A 24,163-nucleotide genomic window follows, 5' to 3' on the forward strand; every position below is an offset into this window, starting at 1 on the left:
CAGGCCGGCGGCATGGCGCCGACCGGGGCGCTGCGCGCCCGCGGTTGCGGCTGTACCGGCACCGATTGTGGGCCGGCGGGGTTACATCATGCTTTCTTTGCCGATGACGACCGCAAGCGGCCGGCCCGGCGCCTGGCCGGCGCCGGAAGGCGCCGCGGCCAGACCGCGGCCGCCGCAGCGGCCACGGTTCGCAACAGGCTTACTTCGCGCGGCTGAAATACTCGCCCGAACGCGTGTCGACCTTGATGATCTCGTCCTGGCTGACAAACAACGGCACGCGCACCACCGCGCCGGTTTCCAGGGTCGCCGGCTTGCCGCCGCCGCCCGAGGTGTCGCCGCGCACGCCCGGGTCGGTCTCGACGATCTTCAGTTCGACGAAATTCGGCGGCTGGACCATGATCGGCACGCCGTTCCACAAGGTCACCACGCAGGCTTCCTCGCCCTTGAGCCACTTTTCCGCGCCGCCCATGCCGGACTTGTCGGCCTGGACCTGCTCGAAGCTTTCCTGGTTCATGAAGTGCCAGTACTCGCCGTCGCTATAGAGGTACTGCATGTCGGTGTCGATGACGTCGGCGGCTTCGAGGTCGTCGGTCGCTTTCATGGTCATTTCGACCACGCGGCCGGTCTTGATGTTGCGGTACTTCACGCGGGTGAAGGCCTGGCCCTTGCCCGGCTTGACGTACTCGGTATCGGTGATGACGCAAGGCTCGTTGTTGACGAGGATCTTCATCCCGTTCTTGACGTCGTTCATGCCATAGCTGGCCATGCTGAAACTCCTGCGAATAATGAGTGTGGCGTTGCGATTGGGTTCCGGTCACCCCCGCACCGGGCGGGTCGGCGGTGGCCGCGGCCGTCGTCCGGCGCGATCCCGGGCCGGCCTGCGACGGGCCCAGGCGTCCGCGAAACCGGGACCTGCCTGTGGCGGCGGAAGGCTAGAATGTCGGGCTGCGCCGGCCCATCCGCTGCGATTCACCGCGGCGGCGGGACCCGGGCGCCGTAATCGGAACCCTGAAGGCTAGCCCCGCATGATACCCGCTGCTCAAGCCTCCTTACAGCAGGCCCCCTCGCCCGCATCCGCAGCCGTCGGCCCGACGCCGCCGGCCGCCGGCGCGCGCTGGCAGGCGCTGTGGCGCGACGCCGTGCGCGACCCGCGCGAGCTGCTGGCCCTACTTGGCCTGTCCGATGCGGCCCTGGCGCTGTCGGATGCCGCCGCCGCGCAGTTCCCGCTGCGGGTGCCGCGCGGCTTCGTCGCCCGCATGCGCCACGGCGACCCGAACGACCCCCTGCTGCGCCAGGTCCTGCCGCTGGACGAGGAAATGCGGCCGATGCCGGGTTTCAGCCTCGACGCGGTCGGCGACGGCGCGGCCAAGGCCGGGCATGGCGTGATCCGCAAGTACAACGGCCGCGCCCTGCTGATCGCCACCGGCAGTTGCGCGATCCACTGCCGCTACTGCTTCCGCCGTCACTTCCCCTATGCCGAGGAAACCGCCGCGGCCGGGGGCTGGCGCGACGCGGTCGCCGCGATCGGCGCCGACGCCGGCATCGACGAGGTCATCCTGTCCGGCGGCGACCCCTGGTCGCTGGCCACCCCGAAGCTCGAAGAACTGACCGAGGCCCTGGCCCAGGTCCCGCACCTCAAGCGCCTGCGCATCCACACCCGCCTGCCGGTGGTCCTGCCCGAGCGCGTCGACACCGCGCTGCAGGCCTGGCTCGAACGCCTGCCGTGGCCGGTCGCGGTGGTGCTGCACGCCAACCACGCCAACGAATTCGACGCCGAGGTCGAGGCGGCCGCGCGCCGCCTGCGCGCCAGCGGCGCGACCTTGCTCAATCAGGCGGTGTTGCTGCGCGGCGTCAACGACAGCGTCGAGGCCCTGGCCGCGCTGAGCGAGCGCAGCTACGCCGCCGGCGTGTTGCCCTACTACCTGCACCAGCTCGACCGGGTGCAGGGTTCGGCCCATTTCGAGGTCGGCGACGAGCGCGCCCGCGCCCTGCACCGGCAGCTGGCCGCGCGCCTGTCGGGCTACCTGGTGCCCAAGTTGGTGCGAGAAGTGGCAGGCGACCCGGGCAAGCGTCCGTTGTAAGGTTGTAATCTGGTTGGGGTTTGATTGGGGAACGCCGAGGAACCGTACGCGGACGCAGATGCGCCCGCGGCGTACGTCCGCGGCGCGATCGAACTCCTCAACGGGTCACAGATTCTCGACCTTGCATGGACGAGGCCGGCGCTTCATGTCATAAAACCGGCCCACGGAGGTGGTCAATGCAATTCGGCAAAGACATGGTGCTGCGCTTGTTGATCGTCGACGACAGCGTCGAGGCGGCGGAGGCCATCGTCAGCGGGCTACGCAACAGCGGCATCGCGGTACGGCCGACACGGCCGGAAAACGAACAGGAAGTCGCCGCACTGATCCTGCAGCATCCACCGGACCTGGTGCTGGCGGCGCGCAACTCGCGCAACGTCTCGCTGGCCAAGTTGATGCAGAGCGTCGACGCCAGCGGCAAAGACCTGCCGGTGCTGGTGCTGTTGGAATCGATCGACGACGCCGCCCTGCTCGGCGCGTTGGAGATCGGTGCGCGCGGCGTGGTGCTGCGCTCGAACGTCGCCCACGTCCAGAACGCGGTGCGCGCCGAATGGGCCGACCTGGAAGCGCGCCGCTCGCTGCGGCGCCTCGAGGCCCAGGTGCGCGAGACCGAACGCCGCTGCGACGCGCTGATCGACTCCTCGCGCGATCCGATCGCCTACATCCACGAAGGCATGCACATCCGTGCCAATGCCGCGTACCTGGAAATCTTCGGTTTCGAGTCCTTCGACGACATCGAAGGCATGTCCCTGCTCGACCTGGTCGCGCCGTCCCAGGTCGACGGCTTCAAGCAATTGCTCAAGCAGCTCAGCAAGGGCGAACCGCCGCCGCCGAGCTACGAGACCCAGGCCCGCGCGCTCGACGGCAACGCCTTCCCGGCGGTCATGGAATTCACCGCGGCCACTTATGAGGGCGAACACTGCCTGCAGGTGGTGCTGCGCCGCCAGGAGATCGACCCCGAGCTCGCCCGCGAAGTGGAAGCGCTGCGCCAGCGCGACCAGGTCACCGGCCTGCTCAACCGCGCCACCTTCCTGCGCGCGCTCGAAGACGCGGTGTCGGACGCGGCGCAGAACTCGGCCCACCACGGCCTGCTGCTGCTCGAACCCGACCATTACAACCAGCTGCTGCAGGAAATCGGCCTGGACCAGGCCGACCAGCTCATCGCCGCCTGCGGCGAGCGCCTGCGCGCGGCGATCGGCCCGGACGACATCGCCGCGCGGTTCGGCGAGCACCAGTTCGCGGTGCTGACCCGGCACAGCGACCACATGCACACCTCCAACCTGGCCGAAGGCATCCGCGCGGCGTTCGCCGACCACGTGCTGGAGACCGACAGCCTGTCGCTGAGCGCCACCGCCAGCGTCGGCGGCGTGCAGATCGGCGAGAAGATCGCCAGCATCACCGCGGTGCTCGGCAAGGCCAGCCAGTGCCTGCAGTCGGCCAGCGACGTCGGCGGCAACCGCACCGAGTTGTTCGACCCGGGCGCAGCCGACCGGGCCGAGGAAGAACGCATCGCCGCCTGGGTCGGACGCATCCGCGACGCCCTCGACGCCGACCGCTTCGTCATGAACTACCAGCCGCTGATCAATCTGCACGGCGAGCCGATGGAGATGTACGAGGCCTACCTGCGCATGCAGAACAGCCCCTCCGGCGAGGCCGGCGGCGAACTGGTGCAGCCGCTGTCGTTCCTGCAGATCGCCGAAGAACACGGGCTGTTGTGGGAGATCGACCGCTGGGTCGTCGGCAAGGCGATCCAGGTCATCGGCGAACGCATGCGCCAGGGCAAGCGCACCACCTTGCTGGTCAAGATCACCCAGGCCTCGCTGCAGGACGAAAGCCTGTTGCAGCACGTGGTCGATCAACTGGCCAAGCACGGCGCCGACGGCAAGCTTCTGGTCTTGCAACTGCCAGAGTCCAAGGTCTTCACCAACCTGCGTGCCGCCCAGGAGCTGCAGTCGCGCGTCTCCCAGTACGGGGTGCGCGTCGGCCTGGAACAGTTCGGCGCCGGCCTCAACTCGTTCCAGTTGCTCAACCATTTCGACGCGGCCTTCCTCAAGATCGACCGCGGCTACATGGTCGACCTCACCGCCAATCCCGAACACCAGCAGCGCGTGCGCGAAATCGCCGAAAAGGCGCGCGAACTGGGCCGGCAGACCATCGCCGAGTTCGTCCAGGACGCCGCCAGCATGAGTCTGCTGTTCGGTGCCGGCATCGACTACGCCCAGGGCCACTTCCTGGCCGCCGCCGGGCCGGACATGGATTACGACTTCCAGTAGTTCGGGAATCGGGAATCGGGAATCGGGAAAGGCTGAATAACCGAGCCAGTCGCCGCAACAAAAAACCGCCGAAAGGCGGTTTTTTGTTGGTGGCATCAGCCGACAGCGTCTCTGCCTTTGCCGTTCCCCCCTTTGGAAAAGGGGGGCCAGGGGGGATTTGCTGCTGCTCTTCCCCGCAACCTCAGCGCACCACCGCGCGGCCGCTCGGACGCTGTTCCGGCGCATTGCGCAGCGCCTCGATGCGCTCTTCCAGCGGCGGATGGCTGCGCATCAGGCGCGACAACCCATGCCCCACCGCACCGCTGATGCCGAAGGCCTGCACCTGGTTCGGCAAGGTGCTCTGGCCGTAGGTCTGCGACAGACGCTGCAGCGCCGCGATCATCTTGTGGCGGCCGGCGAGCTGGGCGCCGCCGGCGTCGGCGCGGAACTCGCGGTAACGCGAGAACGCCATCGCGATCATGCTGGCGATCAGGCCGAACACCACGTCCAGCACCATCACCACCACGAAGTAGAAGATGCCCGGGCCGCGCGACTCGCGCTGGCCACCGAGCATCGCGTCGATCCAACCGCCGACGATGCGCGCGGCGAACAGCACGAAGGTGTTCAGCACGCCCTGGATCAAGGCCATCGTCACCATGTCGCCGTTGGCGACGTGGCTGACCTCGTGGGCGAGTACCGCTTCGGCTTCGTCGCGGCTCATCGCCCGTATCAGCCCGGTCGACACCGCGACCAAGGCTGCGTTGCGGTTGGCGCCGGTGGCGAAGGCGTTGATCTCCGGGGCGTCGTAGACCGCCACCTCGGGCATGCCGATACCGGCCGCTTCGGCCTGGCGGCGCACGGTCGCGACCAGCCACTGCTCGGTCTCGGTGCGCGGCTGTTCGATCACCTGGGCGCCGGTGGTGCGTTTGGCGATCCACTTCGACATCAGCAGCGAAATCAGCGAGCCGCCGAAACCGAATACCGCGGCCATCACCAGGATGCCGCCGTTGTTGCCCAGGCGGATGCCGAAGACGTTCTGCAGCACCGACATGACGATGCCGAGCAGGATCAGCACGGCCAGGTTGGTGGCCAGGAAAAGGGCTATGCGTTTGAACATGGTCGTACGGCTCTGTCTTGCCGCGCACCGTGCGCGGCTTCAGTCGACGTCCCTGTCCAATGCGGCGTGGTCGCCGCCTGTCCTCGTGTGCGGCGCGATCGCCGCACTGGTCAAATGTGGCGAAACCACCGTTAATTCAACGAGAATCCCGCCATAACCCGTCCCAGCCGGAGCGCTCGTTCATTGTCCGGACATCCTTCACCGACCGCTTCGCCTGACCGGGCGGACACGCCGTACCGGGGCCGCTTCGCGCCCTCGCCGACCGGCGACCTGCATCCGGGTTCGCTGCTGGCCGCGTTCGGCAGTTGGCTGCTCGCGCGCCATCATCGCGGCACCTGGCTGGTCCGTATCGAAGACCTCGACCCGCCGCGCGAAGTTCCCGGCGCGGCCGAGCGGCAGCTACGCACCTTGGCTGCGTTCGGCCTGCACAGCGATGAGCCGATCGTGCGCCAAAGCGCGCGCGGCGCGCTCTACCAAGCCGCGCTCGACCGCCTGCTCGACGAGGGCCGCGCCTTCTTCTGCCATTGCAGCCGCAGCGACCTGGCGGCGAACCACGGCATCCATCGCCGCTGCGTCGCCCACGCACCGCGCCACGGCCGCGCTGCGCCGCAGGCGGCGGTGCGCCTGCGCGTCGCCGACGGCGCCATAGCCGGCTTCGACGACGCTGTCCTCGGCGCGCAGTCGCAGGACGTCGCCCGCGAGGTCGGCGACTTCGTCCTGCGCCGCGCCGACGGCTACTGGGCCTACCAACTCGCGGTCGTGGTCGACGACGCCGCGCAAGCCATCAGCGACATCGTGCGCGGCGCCGACCTGCTCGACTCGACGCCGCGCCAGATCCTCCTGCAGGCCGCGCTCGGCCTGCCGACGTCGCGCTACGCACATTTGCCGCTGCTGCTCGACGCGCAGGGCCGCAAGCTGTCCAAGTCCGATGCCGCCCAGCCGGTCGACGCGGCCGATCCCCTGCCCGCGCTGCGCGCCGCCTGGCGCGGCCTCGGCCAGGATCCGCAGGCCCTGGACGCGGTAGCGACTGTCACGGAACTGCTCGAACGCGCACAGGTTTCGTTTAGTCCGGCACAGATTCCGAAATGTGCTAAGGCTCTCGCCGCGATGCACAACGATCCTTTGACGAATGCTGTCTAGAATCGGTCCGAGACCGCGCGGTCGCGGTCAAGGAGAGTACAGATGCAGTCACGCGTTGCACTCGTCACCGGCGGTACCGGTGGCATCGGCACCTCGATCGTCCAACGCCTCGCCAAGATGGGCCACAAGGTAGCGACCAATTTTCGAGACGAAGCCAAAGGGCGCGCCTGGCAGGCGCAGATGAAGGAATTGGGCATCGACGTGGCGATCGCCAGCGGCGACGTGTCCTCTCCCGAGCAGGCCGAAGCCCTGGTCCGCGACGTCGAGCGCCAGATCGGCCCGGTCGACATCCTGGTCAACAACGCCGGCATCACCCGCGACTCCACCTTCCACCGCATGACCTCGCAGCAATGGAGCGACGTCATCGGCACCAACCTCAACTCCTGCTTCAACGTCACCCGCCCGGTGATCGAGGGCATGCGCGAGCGCAAGTGGGGCCGGATCGTGCAGATCAGCTCGATCAACGGCCAGAAGGGCCAGTACGGCCAGGCCAACTACGCCGCGGCCAAGGCCGGCATGCACGGCTTCACGATTTCGCTGGCGCAGGAAAACGCGAAGTTCGGCATCACCGTCAACACCGTCTCGCCGGGCTACATCGGCACCGACATGGTGATGGCCGTGCCCGAGGACGTGCGCAACAAGATCGTCGCCCAGATCCCGACCGGCCGCCTCGGCACGCCGGAGGAAATCGCGTATGCGGTCAGCTTCTTCATCCCCGACGAAGCCAGCTGGATCACCGGCGCGAACCTGTCCGCCAACGGCGGCCAGTACATGGGCTGGTAACAGCGAGGGCCTGATAACAGCCGGGGTTGGTAACAGCCCGGCTTGGTAAAAGCCGGGCAATGAAAGCCTTCGCCTCACCGGAGACCTGTTCAGGGTCTCCGGCTGCGGCGCGCGATCGGCCCGGCCTGCCCGCTTCGACGCAACACCGCCGCGGCCGCGCCGCGCACTCGCCGTAGCCGACAGCCTTCGCCGCCCCTGCAACCGGCCTCCGCGGCTACGCCCAGGCCGCCGAAACCTCGCGCGTGCAGGCTCCGCGACGGCCGGTCGACGCCGGAGCGCCGTACCTGTTGCAAGCCCTTGCGCCCTGAGCCATGCTGCAAGGCACCACGTTTTAGAGCCAAAGCTCCATGGCCTCGACCCGAATTATCAAGAAGTATCCGAACCGTCGTCTGTACGACACGGAGATCTCCAGCTACATCACCATCGAAGACGTACGGCAGTTGATCGTCGATGGCGAAGAATTCGAAGTCCGCGATGCGCGCTCCGGCGACGACCTGACCCGCCAGGTCCTGCTGCAGATCATTTCCGAACACGAGCAAGACGGCGAGCCGGTGCTCTCCACCCAGTTGCTGAGCCAGATCATCCGGTTCTACGGCGACTCGCTGCAGGGCTTCATGGGCAACTATCTGGAACGCTCGATGCAGGTGTTCCTCGATCAGCAGCAACAGTTCCGCAACCAGATGGGCGGCATGCTCGGGCAGACGCCCTGGGCGATGATGAACCAGCTCACCGAACGCAATCTGACCTTGTGGAAAGAGTTCCAGCAGAACCTGTCCGGCAACGTAGGCCAGCCCACGACGCCGAAGCAGAAGACCGACAAGCGCGAGCGTTGAGCCGCGCTTTTTTGTTGCGCGCCGCTTGACCGCCTGTCGCGGTCGCGGCGCGTGGTTTCTTGTCGGGCCGTCGGGGGACGGCCCGGGTGCGTGCATGCACCGCGCCTTTCGCATGAGATGAAACTCCATGAATAAACGCATCGCCGTCGTCAGTGGCGGCATCGGCGGTCTCGGCACCGAGATCTGCCTGTCGCTGGCACGTGCCGGCCGCCGCGTCGTCGCCCTCGACCTGGGCACGCGCGAGGAACGCATCGCCGAATTCGCCGAGCTCACCCGCGAGCTCGACATCCGCTTCGAAGCGGCCAACGTCGCCGACTACGACGACTGCGGCGCAGCGATCGAACGCATCGTCGGCGACGACGGCGGCATCGACATCCTGGTCAACGCCGCCGGCATCACCCGCGACGGCAGCCTGCGCAAGATGGACAAGCGCGCCTGGGACGACGTGCTCGGGGTCAACCTCGACGGCGTGTTCAACCTGTGCCGCCACGCCGTCGACGGCATGACCGAGCGCGGCTTCGGCCGCATCGTCAACATCAGTTCGGTCAACGGCCAGACCGGCCAGTTCGGCCAGACCAACTACTCGGCGGCGAAGGCCGGCATGCACGGCTTCACCATGGCCCTGGCGCGCGAAGTGGCGCGCAAGGGCGTCACCGTCAACTCGGTCTCGCCCGGCTACTGCGAGACGGCGATGGTCATGGCCGTGCCCGAAGACATCCGCAGCCGCATCGTCGACAGCGTCCCGGTGGGCCGCCTCGGCAAGCCCAGCGAAATCGCCCGCACCGTCGAGTTCCTGACCGCCGACGACGCCGGCTTCATCACCGGCGCCAACATCCCGGTCAACGGCGGGCTGTTCATGAGTTTCTGAGGGGCCGGGAATCGGGAATCGGGAATCGGGAATCGGGAATCGGGAATCGGGAATCGGGAATCGGGAATCGGGAAAGGCTGCAGACCCGAAGCTGGCGCCGCAACAAAAAAACCGCCTCTCGGCGGTTTTTTTATGGCTGGCGAAGTCGCAGCAAACAACCCCTCTTCGCCCGTGCTGTTCCCCCCTTTGTAAAAGGGGGGCCAGGGGGGATTTGCTGTTGCTGTTGCTGTTGCTCTTCCCTCAACGCAACGGCCGACTCGCGCAATTGGCTTGATAGAACTGCAGCGCCTTCGGCATCAACGCCTGCAAGGTCTGGATGCGGTTGGCCGGATCCGGATGGGTCGAGGCGAACTCCGCCGGGCGCTGGCCGCCGCCGAGCTGCGCCATGCGCTCCCACAACGGTATCGCCTGGCGCGGGTCGTAACAGGCCGCCGCCGCCAGCATCAAGCCGACCTGATCGGCCTGGGTTTCGTGATTGCGCCCGTACGGCAGCACCAGCCCGTACTGCGCGCCGGCGCCGAGCGCGCCCATCACCATCTGCTGCTGTTGCGGGTCCATGCCGCCGACCGCCATGCCCGCGGCGATCTGGCCCATCTGCACCAGCTTCTGCTGGGCCATGCGCTGCGAGCCGTGGCGCAACAGCGCGTGGGCGATCTCATGCCCCATCACCACCGCCAAGGCGTCGTTGTTCTGGGTCACCGGGAACAAACCGGTGTAGACCGCCATCTTGCCGCCGGGCAGGCAGAAGGCGTTGGCCTCCTGCGAGTTGATCACCGCCACGTTCCATTGGAAGTTGCGGTAGTCGGTCGGCGCGGTCTGGCCATTGCTGGCCGCCAAGGACTCGGTCACCTGCGGCACCTTGCTGATCAGGCGCTGGGCGATCTCGCGCACGCCCTGGCTCTGCGGTGCGTTGTCCGGCAGCAACGCGCGTTGCGCATTGGCGTCGCCCAGCACCTGCTGGAACGCCTGCGCCCCGAGCTGTATTTCTTCGTCGGCGGTGGTGCCGTAATGGGCCTTTTCGCCGGTGTAAGGGTCGGTCTGGGCGCTGCCGAACCACGACCACGCCGCGTAGATCGCGAACAGGACCAGGATCCACCAACGGAACCCGCCGAAGCCGCGTCGCGGCCGACTCGCGCCACCCATGGGATCGATCCTCATGTCCACACTCCCCACTGCCACGGGCCCAGGCCCGATCCGTTGATTGCCGGCCGCGGCCGAAGCCGCAACCACCGTATCCGCCTGCCTCCTGCGAGCGGCGCGATTCCATCATGAACCCAGTCGCGGGTCCGCGCCCACCCAACTCAAACCGATCAACTCAAACTGACCAACCCAAACCGATCGATCTCAGATTTCCCGCACGATCCGGAACCCGAGCCGCCCGTTGGTGGTGTCCGCGCTGGTGCCCTGCCGCCATGCCGCGCGCGACTGCGCCGGCGAGCTCGACCAGGAACCGCCGCGCAGCACCCGCGTGCGGCAGCCCGGATTGAACCAGGCCGCGCCGTCGCGCGGGGCGCGGCGGTAGTTGTCGTGCCAGCAATCGGCTACCCACTCGCTGACATTGCCGGCCATGTCGTGAAGACCGAATGCATTAGGCGCGTAGCTGCCGACCGGCATCGGCCCCCAGGCGCCGTCGCCGAAGCCCTGAAAGGCGTTGCGCCAATGGCGCCGGCTCGGCGACGCGTCGAGGCTGCCGGTGAGGTTGCCGACCCGCGCCGGCGGCGAGCCGTCGCCCCAGGGATAAGCGCCCTGGCTGCCGGCACGCAGCACGTACTCGAACTCGGCCTCGCTCGGCAGCCGGTAGCGCTGGCCGGTGATCGCCGACAACCACTCGACATAGGCCACCGCGTCCTTGGCGCTGACGTGCACCACCGGCAAGTTGTCGGCGGCCGGGTTGCCGGCGTAGTCGGAGCGCCAGTCGACCCCGCCGCGCCGCACCAGGTTGCCGCTGCGTTCGTCGTAGGCGGTGGAATAGCCGCGCCGCGCCGCGCGCGCGCGGTGCTTGGTCGAATTCATGAAGCGGCGGAACTCGCCGACGGTGATCTCGTAGCGCGACATCGCCACGCCGCGCTCGAAGCGGATGTTGCGGGTCGGCCGCTCGGCATCGCTGGACCCGGCCTCGCTGGGCTCGGCGCCCATGCGGAACGCACCGTGGGGAATTACCACCATCGCCGGCCCGCGCCCGCCCAGGTTCATCGCATCGGTGAACACCTGGCCGGGGCGGAACAAGCCGTAATGGGTCGCCAGCTCGATGCGCTCGCGCAGTTCGGCCGCGGCCGGGTCGCCGGCCGGGGCGATCCGCAGCAAGGTCGCCAGATGCCCGCGGGCGACGTCGATGCCGCCGAACTTCGGCAGCGCGGCGATGCCCTGGTCGCGCAGGCCGCCGATCCGCGCCCGCCGCTGCGCCGCGATGCGGGCCTGGGCGGTGGACGCGGTATCGAACTTGGGCCGGACCTGCGCCGCCGCCGCGAGCCAGCGCGCGGCGCCGGCGTAATCGTCGCGGTCGGCGGCGAGTTCGGCGCGCCGGATCAGCGCACTTTCGGCCGCGGCGATGCCCTGCAAGGCGCGCGCATCGTTCGGCCGCAGTTCCAAGGCCTCGCGGAACCGCGCCAACGCCCCGCCCTTGCCGTTCTCGCCGACGCGGCCGGCGTTCAAGTCGTCCTCGCCGAGGCGGTTGGCCTCCTGGGCCTGGTCGGCGCGGTCGACGCGTTCCAGATAGGCCACCACCTTGCGATGCTCGGGTGCCGCCACGCGCGCCACTGCGGCCGCCTCGTGGGCGCCGCGCAGGGACAAGGGCTCGTCGTCGATGCCTTTCAACGCCGTGTCGCCTTCGACCAGCAACAGCGCCACGGCCTTGTCCAGCCCCTTGGCGAAACGGCGGTCGTCCGGCGCGTAGGCGCGCAGGGCCAGATAGATCGGGATCGCCGAATCGGCGTCGGCATGCAGCCGGCCGGCGGCCAGCGCCGCCTCGCCGCGCTTGTTCAAGTCGTCCAGGTTCTCGGCCGTAACCGCGATGGCCGGCGCCCGCCACGGCGGCACCGGCGACACCGCCTGGTCGGCGCTGATCGTCACGATCGGCGCGCGCGCGCCGCCATCCTGCGACGACGCCTTACCGCCCCGATCGGTGCACCCGACCAGCAGCCCTATCGCGGCGATGCCTGACCACATCAATGCGCGCAACCTGCAACCTCTCCGGAACCGTCTTGGCGATCGATGGGACGCAGCATATCGCTTCGACCGCGGCCCCATGTTCAGGCAATGTGGTGACCCTGCAGAGGGCGGTTCGTCCCGGGCTTCGCCTTGTCCATGGCTTGCCTGCTCTGGCCGGCCTAAGCCGCCGCGCACCCGCGGCGACGCGTCGCCGCGAAAAGTAGGCTATTGTCGCCCGCCCCGGCAACCTCGACGCCGGCCACGCGAAAGAACCGAAACATGCCCGTCTGGATCAACACCCCCGCCGCGCTGCAAGCGCATTTCGAGGTCAAGCCCGAACGCATCGGGCTGGACACCGAATTCATCCGCGAACGCACTTACTGGCCGCAGTTGGCCTTGGTGCAGATCGCGATCGAAAGCGCCGACGGGGACGAACCGACGATCCTGCTGGTGGATCCGTTGCGCCCCGGCATCGCCGAAGCGCTGGCGCCGATCCTCGCCGACGAGGCCATCCTCAAGATCGTGCACAGCCCGAGCGAGGACCTGGTCGCCTTCAAGCACGCCTGCGGCGTGGTGCCCAAGCCGCTGTTCGACACCCAGCAGGCCGCGGCCCTGGCCGGCATCGGCAGCGGCCTGGGCTATCAGAAGCTGGTCGAGCAACTGACCGGCGTGGCCCTGGCCAAGGGCGAGACTCGCTCGGACTGGATGCGCCGCCCGCTCTCGCCGTCGCAGCTCGAATACGCCGCCGACGACGTGCGCCACCTGTTCGCCATGCTCGACGCCCTCGACGGCCTGCTCGCCCCGCTCGGCCGCCGCGTCTGGCTCGACGAAGATGCCGCCCGCACCGTCTTCAATGCCGAAAACGAAGCCCCGGAACGCTGGCCGCATTTGTCGATGCGCAGCGCCCAGTTCCTCGACGCGCCTGCGCAACGCCGCCTGGTACGCCTGCTGCGCTGGCGCGACGCCTACGCGCGCGACAGCGACCGCCCGCGCAGTTGGATCCTCGACAACGAACTTGCCGTCTCGATCGCGCGCCAGGTCCCGGCCGACCGCGATGCCCTGCAGCGACAGCTCGACGCCCACCCCAAAGCCCCACGCAAACTCGGCGATGCCATCTGGGCCGCACTGAACACCGAGCTGGCCGACGAAGACCAGACTCCCGACGCCGGCGTCGCCGAAACCCGCGACAAACAGCGCCTGCGCCAACTGCAGGAAGCCGTGGCCACCCGCAGCGCCGCCCTTGGCCTGCCCGACGGCGTACTCGCTTCGCGCCGCTGGCTCGAAGCCCTGCTCGACCACGGCGACTGGCCCGACGCCCTGTCCGGCTGGCGCCGCGCCGCACTGGAGCCCGACCTCGCCCCCTTGCTGGCCCAGCAGAACTAGACCGAAGAACCAAGCGCAAGGACTAGCGCCCCCCAGCCCGGCCCGCTACACTCGATCCCCGAAGTGGGGCGGTAGCTCAGCTGGGAGAGCGTCGCGTTCGCAATGCGAAGGTCGGGAGTTCGATCCTCCTCCGCTCCACCATGAATACCAGCGTACGACGAAGCCGGCCCAGTGCCGGCTTTTTCGTGAGTACCGCGCAGACGCAGGCGAATCGCGCGACCGATCCGGGCGAGGATTCGCATGAACCGTATCGACGACGCCCGCCGACGCGCCTGCATTGCCGCATCAGCGCGCTGCCGCCGCTGCCTCGTCGACGATCAGGCCGAGATCCGAGTTCATCCATACAACCGGCAACAACCGGGTTTGAAGGCCTGCGTCAATTGGGTCAGGTAACTACCGCTAGCGGGATAGTCGCTGTTTTCGGCGAACAATCCGATCCGGCGCGGCGCGTTGTCGCACGGCAGGTAATGGAAGGTCCCGAAGACGTGGTCCCAAAGTACCAGGGTATAACCGTAGTTCCGGTTCGCCTCGGATGGCGTGCTGGAGTGATGCCATCGATGCACCTCGTTGGTACTGAACACGTAGTTCAACCAGCCGCTGCGCAGGTCCAGATTGGCATGTTGAAGCATCAGCACCGGCTGGCTCAGGGCCAGGTAACCGAGCATGACGTCCGCAGGTACGCCCAGCAGCATTAGCGGGAACACGCCCAAAAGAAAGTTGTTGAGATAATTGAGCGGGTGGAAGCGAAAATTGTTGAGGGCGTACAAACGCTCGCTGCTGTGGTGAAGCGCATGCAGCTTCCATAGCCATCCGAGTGTGTGGTGCCAACGGTGCGCCCAGTACCGACCCAGTTCGCTCAACATCACGACGGCAAGCAATTGCGGAACGAAGGCCTGGGCGGCCAACCAGTCCGCAAGCGCACTGCCCCCTCCGAACATCCGCCAGACTGCGACCGCCAACACCGGACCGGCGAACTTGAGCAGAGGATCGACGATCGCCACGACGACGACGGCGCTGGTCAGATCGACAGCGATGTCGGCGCCTTTGCCGAGCCATCGCCGCTCGTGCGGTAGTACACGCTCCAATCCCCATGCCGCCGCGAAGCTGCCCAAGGCACCCAGCAGCACCGCCAACTCCAGGTTCCAGCCGAACTTTCGCGCTAGAAAGAACAGCGTCATGTTGCCGATCACCGTCGTGGCCAGCAGGTATCGCGAGATCAAGCGTTTCATCCGTGTCTTCCTTGAGAACACGCTTAGGCCGGCAGACGCCGCGCGATAAGCAACGTGAGCAGCAGCAGGCCCGCTGCGATCGAGAGCGCGAGCGTGGCCCCTCCCACCCATGCCAGGGCAACCGCGCCGACCGGTCCGGCTGCACGGATGAACCCCTGCATGCGCGCGACCTCCCCGTTCCATCGGCCGGCATCCGCCGCGCCATACAAGGCCTGCACGAGCCATGGCCGGGCCAGCGTCTGCAATCCCGCACCCAATCCGAACACGGCGACCCCAGCGGCCACCCATGCGGGCGCGCGCGCCGCGACCACCCCGGCCAATCCCAGCACTTGCAACGCGATCGGAACGCTCTTCATGACGTGTGCGGACACTGGGCCGCTCCCCCGAAGCAGCCAAACGCGACCGGGCAGTTGCGCGATCCCCAGTGCCGCGAGCACCAGCGCCGCGATCAAAGCCGAGGCGCCGCGTTCCATCAGCAAGGGAATCAGCAACGTGGTCAGCGCCATACTGGCCAAGGTCCCGGAAGCGAAGATCGTCACCAGTTTGCCCAGGTGCGGCGGCCAGTCCGGCCTGTGCGCACGTTTCCTGACCGGCATCGCATAAGCCGGCGGCAGTCCGGGAATGACGTGGCGCTCCATCACCCATGCGACCAGCGCCACCGCTGCCGCGCAGGCCAGCACCGCTACACGCCAGTCCCGATGTTCGATCAGCATGGAGAGCAAGGGCAGGAAAATAGTGCTCGCCAGTCCGCCGAATACGGTCACCGCCGCAAGAGCGCGCAAGCGATGCCCCTCGTCGGAGACCGCCCGAATCACCAGCACGAACGCGGGCTCGTACAGCAGTGCCGCCATCGCGATACCGACACTGAGCCAGCCCAGATACAGCGTCAGCGGCCCCTGTGTGTTCGCCACTACGAGCAATCCGAACAACGCCAGGCCGATGCCCGTGCGCGTAAGGCTCAAGGCATGCCCTTCATCCAGCCACCGACCGATCCACGGCGCCGACAGCGCCATTGCTCCCAGGCCGATCGAGAAAGCGCCGGCGACCGCCATGCGCGACAGACCGAGCGCCGACTCCATCGGCACCAGCAGTACCGAGAAGCTGTAGTACAGCACGCCCCACAGCACGCATTGGCACGCCCCCAATACCCAGACCGCGCGACGCACGGGAGCCGGCATCGCCTTCATTTGCAGCACGCCACCGCACGGGATTCGACCGCGACGGCAGGCTCGCTTGCGCAGCCGCAGCCGGATTCGCCTTCGGCCTTGGCTTGCGCATCGCGGACGCAGCAGGCATCGGCATCGTCTGGCGCGGGGCCGCCGCAACAACCGCCGGCGGCTTGAGATTCAACGGCGGATGCATTCGCGACGGGCGCTGGACCGCAGCAGGAACTTTTCGTTTCGGCGGCATCCTCTTCCGCGAACTGGGTGACGCACACGCCGGTTTCCGGGAGCACCAGTTCGACACGTCGTGCCGCCTCCCAATCGCCCGCGATCGCGGCGACGACCGAGCGCACTTGCTCGTAGCCGGTCAGCAGCAGGAAGGTCGGTGCGCGCCCGTAGCTTTTCATGCCCACGATATAAATGCCCGCATCCGGATGCTTGAGCTCTTCGGCGCCGTGCGGCCGCACGCTGCCGCAGCTATGCAGGTTCGGATCGATCAACGGCACCAACGCGACCGGGGCCTGGGTACCGGGATCCAAGGCTATGCGCAGTTCCGACAGGATGCCGAGATCCGGGCGAAAGCCGGTCGACGCGACAATCTCGTCCACCGGGCGGGTTTGCTTGCCATCCCCGTGCGCGACGATGCCGTCGCCAGTGATCTCAAGTCGATCGAGATGGAAATCGGTCGTCACCTGCAGCATGCCGTCTTCGACCAGCTTGCCGATGGTCAGCCCCAGACGCCCGCGTTCCTTGAGTTGGTCGTGTTCGCCGCCGCCGAGCACGCGTCGCAACGACGGACGTCGCACCGCCCATTCGATCCGGGTTCCCGGCACTTGCCGAGCCAACCGTGCCAGATCGTTGAGTACGTTGAATGCCGAGTGGCCACTGCCGACGACCAGCACCCGCTTGCCGGCGTAGCGCTCGCGGTGAATGCCCAGCACATCGGGCATGCCATAGAAGATCCGATCGCGTAGCGCACTTTCGCCGATGGCCGGCACGCCCGAGGCTCCTATCGGATTGGGGCTGTCGATCGTGCCTGACGCATCGATGACCGCCTGCGCGAGCACTTCATGCTCGCCCACCCTATCGACGTAGCGCACCAGGAACGGAACATCGTTGCGCTGCGTGTCCTTCATGCGGTCGCGCCGCTGCTTGGTCACGAAAGTGACACGCGCTTGGGTGCGGATGTGGGGAAGGAGCGCGGGCAGGGACGCAAGCGGTTTCAGGTAACGCTCGACGACATCGCCTCCGCTAGGGAACTGCGCCAAGTCGGGAGCGATCCAGCCGTGCTTGGCGAGCAACGCAGCAGCGGCGCGATCGATCGCGAACTCCCACGGCGAGAACATCCGCACGTGCGCCCAGCGCAGCATGCCAGCGCCGACCGAATCGCCGGCCTCCAGGACCAACGGCGTGAGTCCACGCTCGATCAAATGCGCCGCAGCCGCCAATCCGACCGGGCCGCCACCGATTACGACTACGGGAAGTGCGAGGTTCATCGATATCTCCTTCAGCAAGTGGCGACGGCTTCGGCAATCGGTCGGGTGTCGAGGGTGCTTACGGGAATCAGGTATTCGACGATGACGACGTCGAGCCAGCGGCCCTCCAACTGACCGTGCCTTTCGTAGATCCCGACTTCGCGGAAGCCCACCGAGCGGCATAGCGCCCGGCTAGCGGTGTTGAAAAGAAAAATGCGCGAGAGCAACTTCCAGTAGCCGTGTTCGCGGGCGACGTCGATCAAGGCCTGCAACAACCGGCGTCCGACGCCCCGCCCGCGCGCGTCCGTGTCCAGGTAAACCGAGAACTCGCCGATGCCGGCATAACAATCGCGGGGGCGATAGTTGCTCAGACCGGCCCAACCGATCACCGTTCCTGCAGCGTCTGTGGCGACTAGCAGCGGATAACGCGCGACTTCGGTCAAACGTCGTTCGATGTCGCCCACCGTGCGCGGGACGATTTCGAAAGTGGACGAGCGTTCGGCGATGCCCTGGTTGTAGATGGCGGCGATTGCGGAGGCATCGGCGGGAACAGCAGAGCGAATCTCGATCATATTTCACCTGTTGTTAGTAACAACTAAATAGACAAAAAAACTCAGCCGCACTTCCCGTCGGTCCCGCACGCGGGCGCGCAACCGCCCACGCTCACGCCCGACACGAAGCGGGCTTGGGCCGCCCGCGCCAGGCGCCGGAGAATTTCGGTGGCTGCGGTGCAGACTTCGGGATCGAGGTCGCGGATCAAATCCATTTGCTGCGCGATCAGCTCGCTGTTGATCCGCTCGTACAATTGGCGCCCGCCGGCGGTGACGCGCAGCGAGACCGCTCGCGCATCGTCCGGATCGGGCAATCGTTCGACATAACCTTTGCGAACCAGGGCATCGACCACCCGGGTCGTCGTGCTCTTGTCCAGCCGCAACGCCTCGGCAAGCGCTTGGCTTCGGCTCGGCCCAAGGCCCACCAATGTCTCCAGGGCGTAGCACTGCGTCACCGAGATGTCGTAACAGCAGATCTTGTCGCGGTCCCGGAACTGATAGATCCGAACCAGGTCCGACACGGCGGAATGCAACGCCTCGGCCTCCTTGAGCAGGCCGGAAGTTTGGGGGATCGACTTAGCGACGGTCTTGGCCATGGCACGAATATGTTGTTAGTCACAACTATATGGAGCCCGGCCGACCCGCGTCAAGCCGTTCGGCGGCCCAAGATTGAAATTAATTCCAATATTCCGGAATATTGGAATCATGGAGACAAAGACCGCCCTTCACGCCCTTGGAGCCCTCAGCCACGAGTCCCGGCTGGCAGCTTACCGGCAGCTGATACAGGCCGGCCCCGATGGCTTGTCGGTCGGTGAACTGCGCGAGCGCCTGGATCTGCCCCCGGCCACCTTGACGGCCCATCTCAACGTCTTGCGTGCCGCCGGCCTGGTACAGGACCAGCGCGAGGGCCGTGTCATCCGCGTACGTGCGAACTACCTGCAGATGAACGCCCTCATGGCGTATCTGTCCGAGAACTGCTGCGCCGGCGGCGCCGGTTGCGACCCCGCGCCGGTCTGCGTTCCGCGCGCCTGCGACCCCTCGTCTTTGTCCCTTCAATCCGGCCGCCACGCCATGACCGATCGAACCTATAACGCTCTGTTCCTGTGCACGGGCAACTCGGCTCGCAGCCAGATGGCCGAGGCCTTGCTCAACTTCATGAGCAAAGGCCGTATCCGCGCCTATAGCGCAGGCAGCCATCCCGCCGATCGCGTGCAGCCGCTGGCCGCGCAGTTGATCGCGGCCCTGGACCCCGGCCATGCGTTGCGGACCAAGAGCTGGGACAAGTTCGCCGGCCCCGACGCTCCGGTCATGGATTTCGTCATCACCGTCTGCGACAACGCAGCCGGCGAAGCTTGTCCGATCTGGCCGGGCCACCCGGCCACCGCGCACTGGGGCGTGCCCGACCCAGCGCTCACGCCCGACGACCCCGCCGCATTCAAGAACACCTGGCTGACTTTGCGTCGCCGGATCGACCTGTTGTTGGCACTTCCACTTGAAAAGCTCGACCGCCTGGCTCAGGAACAGCACCTGCGCCAGATCGCCCACACCCTCTGATTCGACCCCGATGACTCCCAATAAACGCGTTCTGTTCGTTTGCGTCGAAAACTCCAACCGTAGCCAGATGGCCGAGGCCTTTGCCCACATCCACGGCGGCGAGCACGTGGAGGCCTTCAGCGCCGGCTCCAAGCCCTCCGGCGTCATCAATCCGAAAGCGATCCGTTTCATGTCCGAGCTGGGCTACGACTTGACCACGCACACCTCCAAGTCGCTCGACGACATCGAGGGCGAGTTCGATGCCGTGATTACCATGGGTTGCGGCGACGATTGTCCGTGGATACCGGCCAAGCATCGCGAAGACTGGGGCCTGCCCGATCCCAAGCATATGGACGACGACGGCTATCGCTCCGTCCGCGATGACATCTCGTCGCGCGTAAAATCGCTGCTAGCGGCGCTGCGATGAACCTGCCGCGCAAACTGATCGCCGAATTCATCGGCACCGCCCTGCTCCTGGCCACGGTGGTCGGCTCGGGCATCATGGGCGTCGCGCTCGCGGATGGAAACGACGCCGTAGCGCTGTTGGCGAATGCCGCTGCGACCGCAGGCGCCTTGTATGTGCTGATCGTTTTGTTCGGGCCGATCTCCGGCGCGCATTTCAATCCCGCGGTGACCTTGGCCATGCGTCTGCGCGGCGAGTTGCGCAACGGCGAAACCGCGGCCTATATAGCCGTGCAGATCGTCGCTGCGATCGCCGGCGTGCTGCTCGCCCATGCCATGTTCGATCTTCCCCTGATCCAACCGGGCACCCATGTCCGCACCGGCTTGCCCCAGTGGATCAGCGAGGCGGTTGCCACCTTCGGTTTGCTGCTGACCATTCTGTTGGGCATTCGCCACCGCCCCACGGCGGTTCCAGCCCTGGTGGCGAGCTATATCTTCGCTGCGTACTGGTTCACCGCCAGCACCTCGTTCGCCAATCCTGCAGTGACGCTGGCGCGTTCGCTGACCGAGACGTTCGCGGGCATTCGCCCGGACGACGTGTTGGGGTTCGTCCTGGCGCAGCTAGTCGGCATGCTCGCCGGCTGCGCCGTGGCCCATTGGCTCAAGCCCAACGATGCGGGCATGTCGATCGCAAGGGCCGACGAGAGGCCGACGGATTTCAAACCCCGATAGCCGCGGGCCATAAACTGCGAGGACTCGTGTGCTCATGCGAGCGGACGGGATCGTCTCAAGGCTCGGCCAAGGTTAGCGGACAGAACCGGGGTAGCGATCCAGCATGCGCATCCCGCCTCGACAACTGCACCCATCGCGCCCCGGACAGCCCCACCATCAAACCCAGATTGCCGCGGTCGTGACTCCAGCCCGCGCGATATCTGCTCTGATCGTCAGTCCGCTCTGGATGTAACAAGCTCGGGCCGAAGCCCAGTCTGTCGGCGACCTTGGCCAAAGCCAGCCGAACCCCAGCGGTGCCATGACACAACGAATCATCCTCCAACCGCCCAAACCACTCGACGCTGCGCGCGAACGCGGTGCGCACCTGCTCGCGTTGCCAAGCTTCCAGACCGTCCCAAGCCTCAGCGCGCGCCAGCAAAAACCCCGCAGCGCCATTGCACCAACCCAGCGAGTACTGCGGTTCGTCCATGCGGGTGTCAGGCCATAGGCCGATTTCGGGATTGAACAACCGATCTTCGCGTCGCAATGCGCGCAAGGCGAGTTCGTGCATGTTCGCGTCGCCTAACGCACGTGCGAGGCGGATCAGGGCAAAGGCGATGCCGCTGCCGCCGTGGGCAAAGCCGGTGACGCAGCGGTCGACGCCGTGCAGCCACCATTCGGGGCCGTCGGCGGTGTCGCGGGCGGCGGCGGTCAGCCGGTCGGCGAGTCTCCGGGCGACATCCAGCAGTCGCGGGTCTGGGTGTTGGCGACGCAACGCGAGGGCCACCAGGGCGATGCCGGCGGCGCCGTCGATGATGTCGTGGCGCGCGGGGTCCCATTGCGGTTCGCGGGCCAGGAAGGTTTCCAGTGCGAGCGACGACAGCTCGTGGTCGCCGCGTTCGCCGGCGGCTTCGCTCAGGCTGAGGATCAAGCCTTCCATGCCGGAGTAGGCGCCGCTGCCGAGCATCGGGCTGCGTTCGACCAGGATGCGGCGGCCGGTGGCGATGAGGCGTTCGGTCAGGGCTTGGTCGTCGGCATCGGCGCCGTGCGCGCAGCGGCGCGACAGAAACAGCAGCAGGCCGGCGAGGCCGGTGTAGAGGTCCGGGCCCATCGGCATGATCGCGAACTCGCCGCCGGGCGTGCCGACCGGCGGGCTGTAGGTCCACAGCACGCTGCCGTCGCCCTCCCCCGGCACCGCGCGCTCGGCGAGCAGGGCGGCCGCGGCGTCGGCGATGTCGGTCTGTTGCAGGCGGGGAGCGTCTTCGCAACCGAGCGCGGTGGCGACATAGCCCAGTTGCCGCGTTATCCAGCGTTCCTCGGCGAAGCGCGCGAGGCGTTCGCGCACCTGCTCCAGCGCCGAGCGCTCGAAGAAGCCTTCGATGTTGCCGCAGGGGCTGAGCAGGTCGCGGCTGTCGAGTTGGGCTTCGAAGTACGGGATGTCGAACTGCAGCATCTGTTCGCGTTCGCTGGCGTAGAGATGGCGCAGGAACGGCTTGCTGGCTTCTTCGCGGCGCAGCTTGAGCAGCAAGGCATCGGTCTTGGCCGGGTCGGCCAGCGCCGGGTGGGTGGTTTCGGCCAGGAACAGGCCGTACAGATAGGTGTGGCGCAGGATCTGCCGCGATCGCAATGTCGTGTTATCGCTCAGCAGGGCTTCGATGTCGTCGGCATGCGCGACCATGGCCGCAGCGGCACGGCGATAGCCGTCGCTGAAGCCGTCGAAATGCGCGGCGAATGCGGCCGGCTCGCCGTCTACCCGCGGCACCGGGCTGTCGATCTGGATCGCTTCCTGCACCCGCGACAGGCGCATGGTCGCGGTCTTGGCGTCGACCGCGACCTCGCGCGACACCGGGGCGGCGACCTTGTCGCCTTGTGCGGCGCCGGAGAATACGCCCTCGCGGGTGCGGCGCAGGGACACCACACCGACCGACAGCACCGACTCGCCGAGGCGCCGGTCGAGTTCGCGCTCGGCATCGAGCAGGGGCACGCTCGACGGCGGCTGCCGGTCGATGCGCGCGGTGTTGGTGAACAAGGCCTCGACGTCGACGAAGAACGGCTGCCCCTGCGCGTCGGTGACGATGTTCTCGAAGTGCAGGTCGGAGCCGCACAGCGCATGCGCGAGCGCGGTGCAGACGCCGAGCGAACGGTAGAAGCGTTCGGCCGCCGCCCTGCCCTGGGCGCCGCCGCCACGCACGCCGAGCTGCCAGCCGTAGTGGCCCCGGTCGATCGAGGCCAGTACCGCCATGTCCTCGTCGACCATGTGCTGCAAGCGTGCGAACAGCAGGTCCAGGCCCAGCCCGCGCGGTTTGTAGTACAGGTCGATACGCTCGAAGCGATAATGGACCGTGGCGCGCGCGCTGCGATGCGGATCGCCCTGGCCGAACTCGACCCGCAAGGGCGCATCGCCGGAGTGCAAGCCGAAGGCCGCCAAGGCGGGAAGATCGTCGGCCAGATGAGCCAGGTGCTCGCCGAAAAATTCGATGAAGCCGGCGCAGAACCACTGCGCACGCTGATACAGAAACCCGTAGCGTTCGCGCAATTCGCGTGCGGCGTCGCCGCCGGCGATGGCCTGCACGAAGGCGACGAACACTGGGTCGCCGACCGCGGTCGGCGCCACCGCGGCGCCGTCGTGCTTCGGCGCGGCCGCGGCGTAGCGGTTGAGCTCGAACACGAACACCTTCTGGAACATCCAGCACAGCCGCTGCATCAGGTAGTCGCTGGCGCCGTCGGCGATCGGCGCGTGGAACGCCGCCGGCAGGCGGCTAGCGGCGACGCAAGCGGCGATCTCGCCGCGCAGGGCCTCGGCTTCCGCGCGGCAGATCGCGGCGATATAGTAACGATCGAAATCCAGGCTGCTCATGTCATCGGGCTTCCGTGGCGGCGGCGTTCATCGCCGCCTCGTAGTGGGCGAAGGTCCAGGGTTCGCTCAGGGCGACGCGGTCGATGACCACGGTCGGCACCGAGGAGATGCCGTGGACGATGGCGCGATAGCGTTGCTGCTCGACCCGCCGAGCGATGTCGGGGCGTTGCATGCAGGCGTTGAGCTCGGCGGCATCGAGCCCGGCCGCTGGCGCAAGGCGCTGGGCCAGTTCCATGCCGGCGATGCCGGTGAGGTCTTGTCCGTAGACGCGGTCGTACAAGGCCCTCGTGTCGCTGCCGGGGCGTTGTTGCAAACAGGTCACCGCATGCGCGAGTTCGGTCGAGCCTTCGCGGATCGGAAACGCCAACACCCGGATCTTGGCACCGCCGTTGTCGACGAAGCGCGCCATCAGCCGCGGCAGCATCTCGGCATGGAAGCGCTTGCACGCCGGGCAGCCGTAATCGGTGACCAAGACGATCTCGTGCGGCGCATCGGCGCGGCCGAGCATCGGCAGGTCGTCGACCTGCATCCCCTGCAAGGGTTCGGAACGTCCCGCGGCCATCAGCACGAAGCCCAGCGATACCGCGAGCACCGCCACCAGCGCCGACGCCCCTATCCAGACCCACGGTCCTTTCATGTGT

The 24,163-nt window shown here is 67.3% G+C and carries 21 protein-coding genes, 1 tRNA gene and 1 pseudogene; 12 read left to right on the forward strand and 11 right to left on the reverse strand.

Going from position 1 to position 24,163, the window contains the following annotated elements:
• Positions 1-199: 199 nt before the first annotated feature.
• Positions 200-766 (reverse strand): elongation factor P, encoded by a 567-nt coding sequence (gene efp / locus ACKN61_RS15600; protein WP_031370552.1) that lies wholly within the window; start codon positions 764-766, stop codon positions 200-202.
• Between the two features lie 259 nt (positions 767-1,025).
• On the opposite strand from efp, the gene epmB reads away from it, so the two are divergent.
• Both epmB and ACKN61_RS15610 read left to right on the forward strand, forming a co-directional pair.
• Positions 1,026-2,081 carry an EF-P beta-lysylation protein EpmB gene (gene epmB / locus ACKN61_RS15605; RefSeq protein ID WP_408950308.1) on the forward strand — a complete coding sequence of 352 codons (1,056 nt, stop codon included), beginning with the start codon at positions 1,026-1,028 and terminating at the stop codon, positions 2,079-2,081.
• A 176-nt stretch (positions 2,082-2,257) separates the two neighbouring features.
• The gene (locus ACKN61_RS15610) at positions 2,258-4,351 is read left to right on the forward strand and encodes an EAL domain-containing protein (protein WP_408950309.1); all 2,094 of its coding nucleotides are present in this window, start codon (positions 2,258-2,260) and stop codon (positions 4,349-4,351) included.
• A 181-nt stretch (positions 4,352-4,532) separates the two neighbouring features.
• On the opposite strand, the gene htpX is transcribed toward ACKN61_RS15610, so the two are convergent.
• Entirely contained in the window at positions 4,533-5,447 is a 915-nt protein-coding gene (gene htpX / locus ACKN61_RS15615; RefSeq protein WP_408950310.1) for a protease HtpX, read from the reverse strand.
• 183 nt (positions 5,448-5,630) lie between these two features.
• On the opposite strand from htpX, the gene gluQRS reads away from it, so the two are divergent.
• The 4 genes from gluQRS to phbB (ACKN61_RS15635) all read left to right on the forward strand — a co-directional run bounded on the left by gluQRS (position 5,631) and on the right by phbB (ACKN61_RS15635) (position 9,071).
• Positions 5,631-6,587, forward strand: a complete 957-nt coding sequence (gene gluQRS, locus ACKN61_RS15620) for a tRNA glutamyl-Q(34) synthetase GluQRS (RefSeq protein WP_408950311.1) — start codon at positions 5,631-5,633, stop codon at positions 6,585-6,587.
• Positions 6,588-6,629: 42 nt separating this feature from the next.
• Entirely contained in the window at positions 6,630-7,370 is a 741-nt protein-coding gene (phbB, locus tag ACKN61_RS15625) for an acetoacetyl-CoA reductase (protein WP_031370557.1), read from the forward strand.
• Between the two features lie 347 nt (positions 7,371-7,717).
• Positions 7,718-8,203, forward strand: a complete 486-nt coding sequence (gene phaR / locus ACKN61_RS15630; protein ID WP_036147922.1) for a polyhydroxyalkanoate synthesis repressor PhaR — start codon at positions 7,718-7,720, stop codon at positions 8,201-8,203.
• Positions 8,204-8,330: 127 nt separating this feature from the next.
• Positions 8,331-9,071, forward strand: a complete 741-nt coding sequence (gene phbB, locus ACKN61_RS15635; protein ID WP_408950312.1) for an acetoacetyl-CoA reductase — start codon at positions 8,331-8,333, stop codon at positions 9,069-9,071.
• A 240-nt stretch (positions 9,072-9,311) separates the two neighbouring features.
• On the opposite strand, the gene ACKN61_RS15640 is transcribed toward phbB (ACKN61_RS15635), so the two are convergent.
• A complete protein-coding gene (locus ACKN61_RS15640; RefSeq protein ID WP_408950313.1) occupies positions 9,312-10,229 on the reverse strand; it encodes a M48 family metallopeptidase in 918 nt (305 codons plus the stop codon).
• A 186-nt stretch (positions 10,230-10,415) separates the two neighbouring features.
• A complete protein-coding gene (locus tag ACKN61_RS15645) occupies positions 10,416-12,140 on the reverse strand; it encodes a formylglycine-generating enzyme family protein (RefSeq protein WP_408950314.1) in 1,725 nt (574 codons plus the stop codon).
• Positions 12,141-12,497: 357 nt separating this feature from the next.
• Here ACKN61_RS15645 and rnd point away from each other — a divergent pair, with 357 nt between their 5' ends.
• Positions 12,498-13,601 (forward strand): ribonuclease D, encoded by a 1,104-nt coding sequence (gene rnd, locus ACKN61_RS15650; protein ID WP_408950315.1) that lies wholly within the window; start codon positions 12,498-12,500, stop codon positions 13,599-13,601.
• 65 nt (positions 13,602-13,666) lie between these two features.
• Positions 13,667-13,742: transfer RNA gene (locus ACKN61_RS15655), tRNA-Ala, on the forward strand.
• Between the two features lie 194 nt (positions 13,743-13,936).
• On the opposite strand, the gene ACKN61_RS15660 is transcribed toward ACKN61_RS15655, so the two are convergent.
• The 5 genes from ACKN61_RS15660 to ACKN61_RS15680 are packed head-to-tail and all read right to left on the reverse strand — an operon-like array spanning position 13,937 to position 18,615.
• Positions 13,937-14,830: a sterol desaturase family protein gene (locus ACKN61_RS15660; RefSeq protein ID WP_408950316.1), complete on the reverse strand. Its 894-nt coding sequence runs from the start codon at positions 14,828-14,830 to the stop codon at positions 13,937-13,939.
• A 23-nt stretch (positions 14,831-14,853) separates the two neighbouring features.
• Entirely contained in the window at positions 14,854-16,017 is a 1,164-nt protein-coding gene (locus ACKN61_RS15665) for an MFS transporter (protein WP_408953837.1), read from the reverse strand.
• A complete protein-coding gene (locus tag ACKN61_RS15670; RefSeq protein WP_408950317.1) occupies positions 16,014-17,489 on the reverse strand; it encodes an FAD-dependent oxidoreductase in 1,476 nt (491 codons plus the stop codon). Before ACKN61_RS15670 ends, ACKN61_RS15665 begins: the two co-directional genes overlap by 4 nt.
• An 11-nt stretch (positions 17,490-17,500) precedes the next feature.
• Complete coding sequence (locus ACKN61_RS15675) at positions 17,501-18,040, reverse strand: arsinothricin resistance N-acetyltransferase ArsN1 family A (RefSeq protein ID WP_408950318.1); 540 nt, start codon at positions 18,038-18,040, stop codon at positions 17,501-17,503.
• 41 nt (positions 18,041-18,081) lie between these two features.
• Positions 18,082-18,615, reverse strand: coding sequence for a MarR family winged helix-turn-helix transcriptional regulator (locus tag ACKN61_RS15680; RefSeq protein WP_408950319.1), 534 nt, complete (start codon positions 18,613-18,615; stop codon positions 18,082-18,084).
• Between the two features lie 109 nt (positions 18,616-18,724).
• On the opposite strand from ACKN61_RS15680, the pseudogene ACKN61_RS15685 reads away from it, so the two are divergent.
• The 4 genes and pseudogenes from ACKN61_RS15685 to ACKN61_RS15700 all read left to right on the forward strand — a co-directional run.
• Positions 18,725-18,868 (forward strand): annotated as a pseudogene (locus ACKN61_RS15685) (helix-turn-helix domain-containing protein); the annotation flags it as partial.
• 222 nt (positions 18,869-19,090) lie between these two features.
• A complete protein-coding gene (locus ACKN61_RS15690; RefSeq protein ID WP_408953838.1) occupies positions 19,091-19,573 on the forward strand; it encodes an arsenate reductase ArsC in 483 nt (160 codons plus the stop codon).
• 67 nt (positions 19,574-19,640) lie between these two features.
• Positions 19,641-19,979: an arsenate reductase ArsC gene (locus ACKN61_RS15695; protein ID WP_408950320.1), complete on the forward strand. Its 339-nt coding sequence runs from the start codon at positions 19,641-19,643 to the stop codon at positions 19,977-19,979.
• Positions 19,976-20,686, forward strand: coding sequence for an aquaporin (locus tag ACKN61_RS15700; RefSeq protein ID WP_408950321.1), 711 nt, complete (start codon positions 19,976-19,978; stop codon positions 20,684-20,686). Before ACKN61_RS15695 ends, ACKN61_RS15700 begins: the two co-directional genes overlap by 4 nt.
• A 55-nt stretch (positions 20,687-20,741) precedes the next feature.
• Here the strand turns inward: ACKN61_RS15700 and ACKN61_RS15705 are convergent, their stop codons facing one another.
• The gene (locus tag ACKN61_RS15705; protein ID WP_408950322.1) at positions 20,742-23,522 is read right to left on the reverse strand and encodes a type 2 lanthipeptide synthetase LanM family protein; all 2,781 of its coding nucleotides are present in this window, start codon (positions 23,520-23,522) and stop codon (positions 20,742-20,744) included.
• 1 nt (position 23,523) lies between these two features.
• Positions 23,524-24,159, reverse strand: a complete 636-nt coding sequence (locus tag ACKN61_RS15710) for a DsbA family protein (RefSeq protein ID WP_408950323.1) — start codon at positions 24,157-24,159, stop codon at positions 23,524-23,526.
• Positions 24,160-24,163 lie beyond the last annotated feature (4 nt).

It is taken from the genome of Lysobacter sp. Hz25, from assembly GCF_046097045.1.
GTDB lineage: Bacteria > Pseudomonadota > Gammaproteobacteria > Xanthomonadales > Xanthomonadaceae > Lysobacter > Lysobacter antibioticus_B.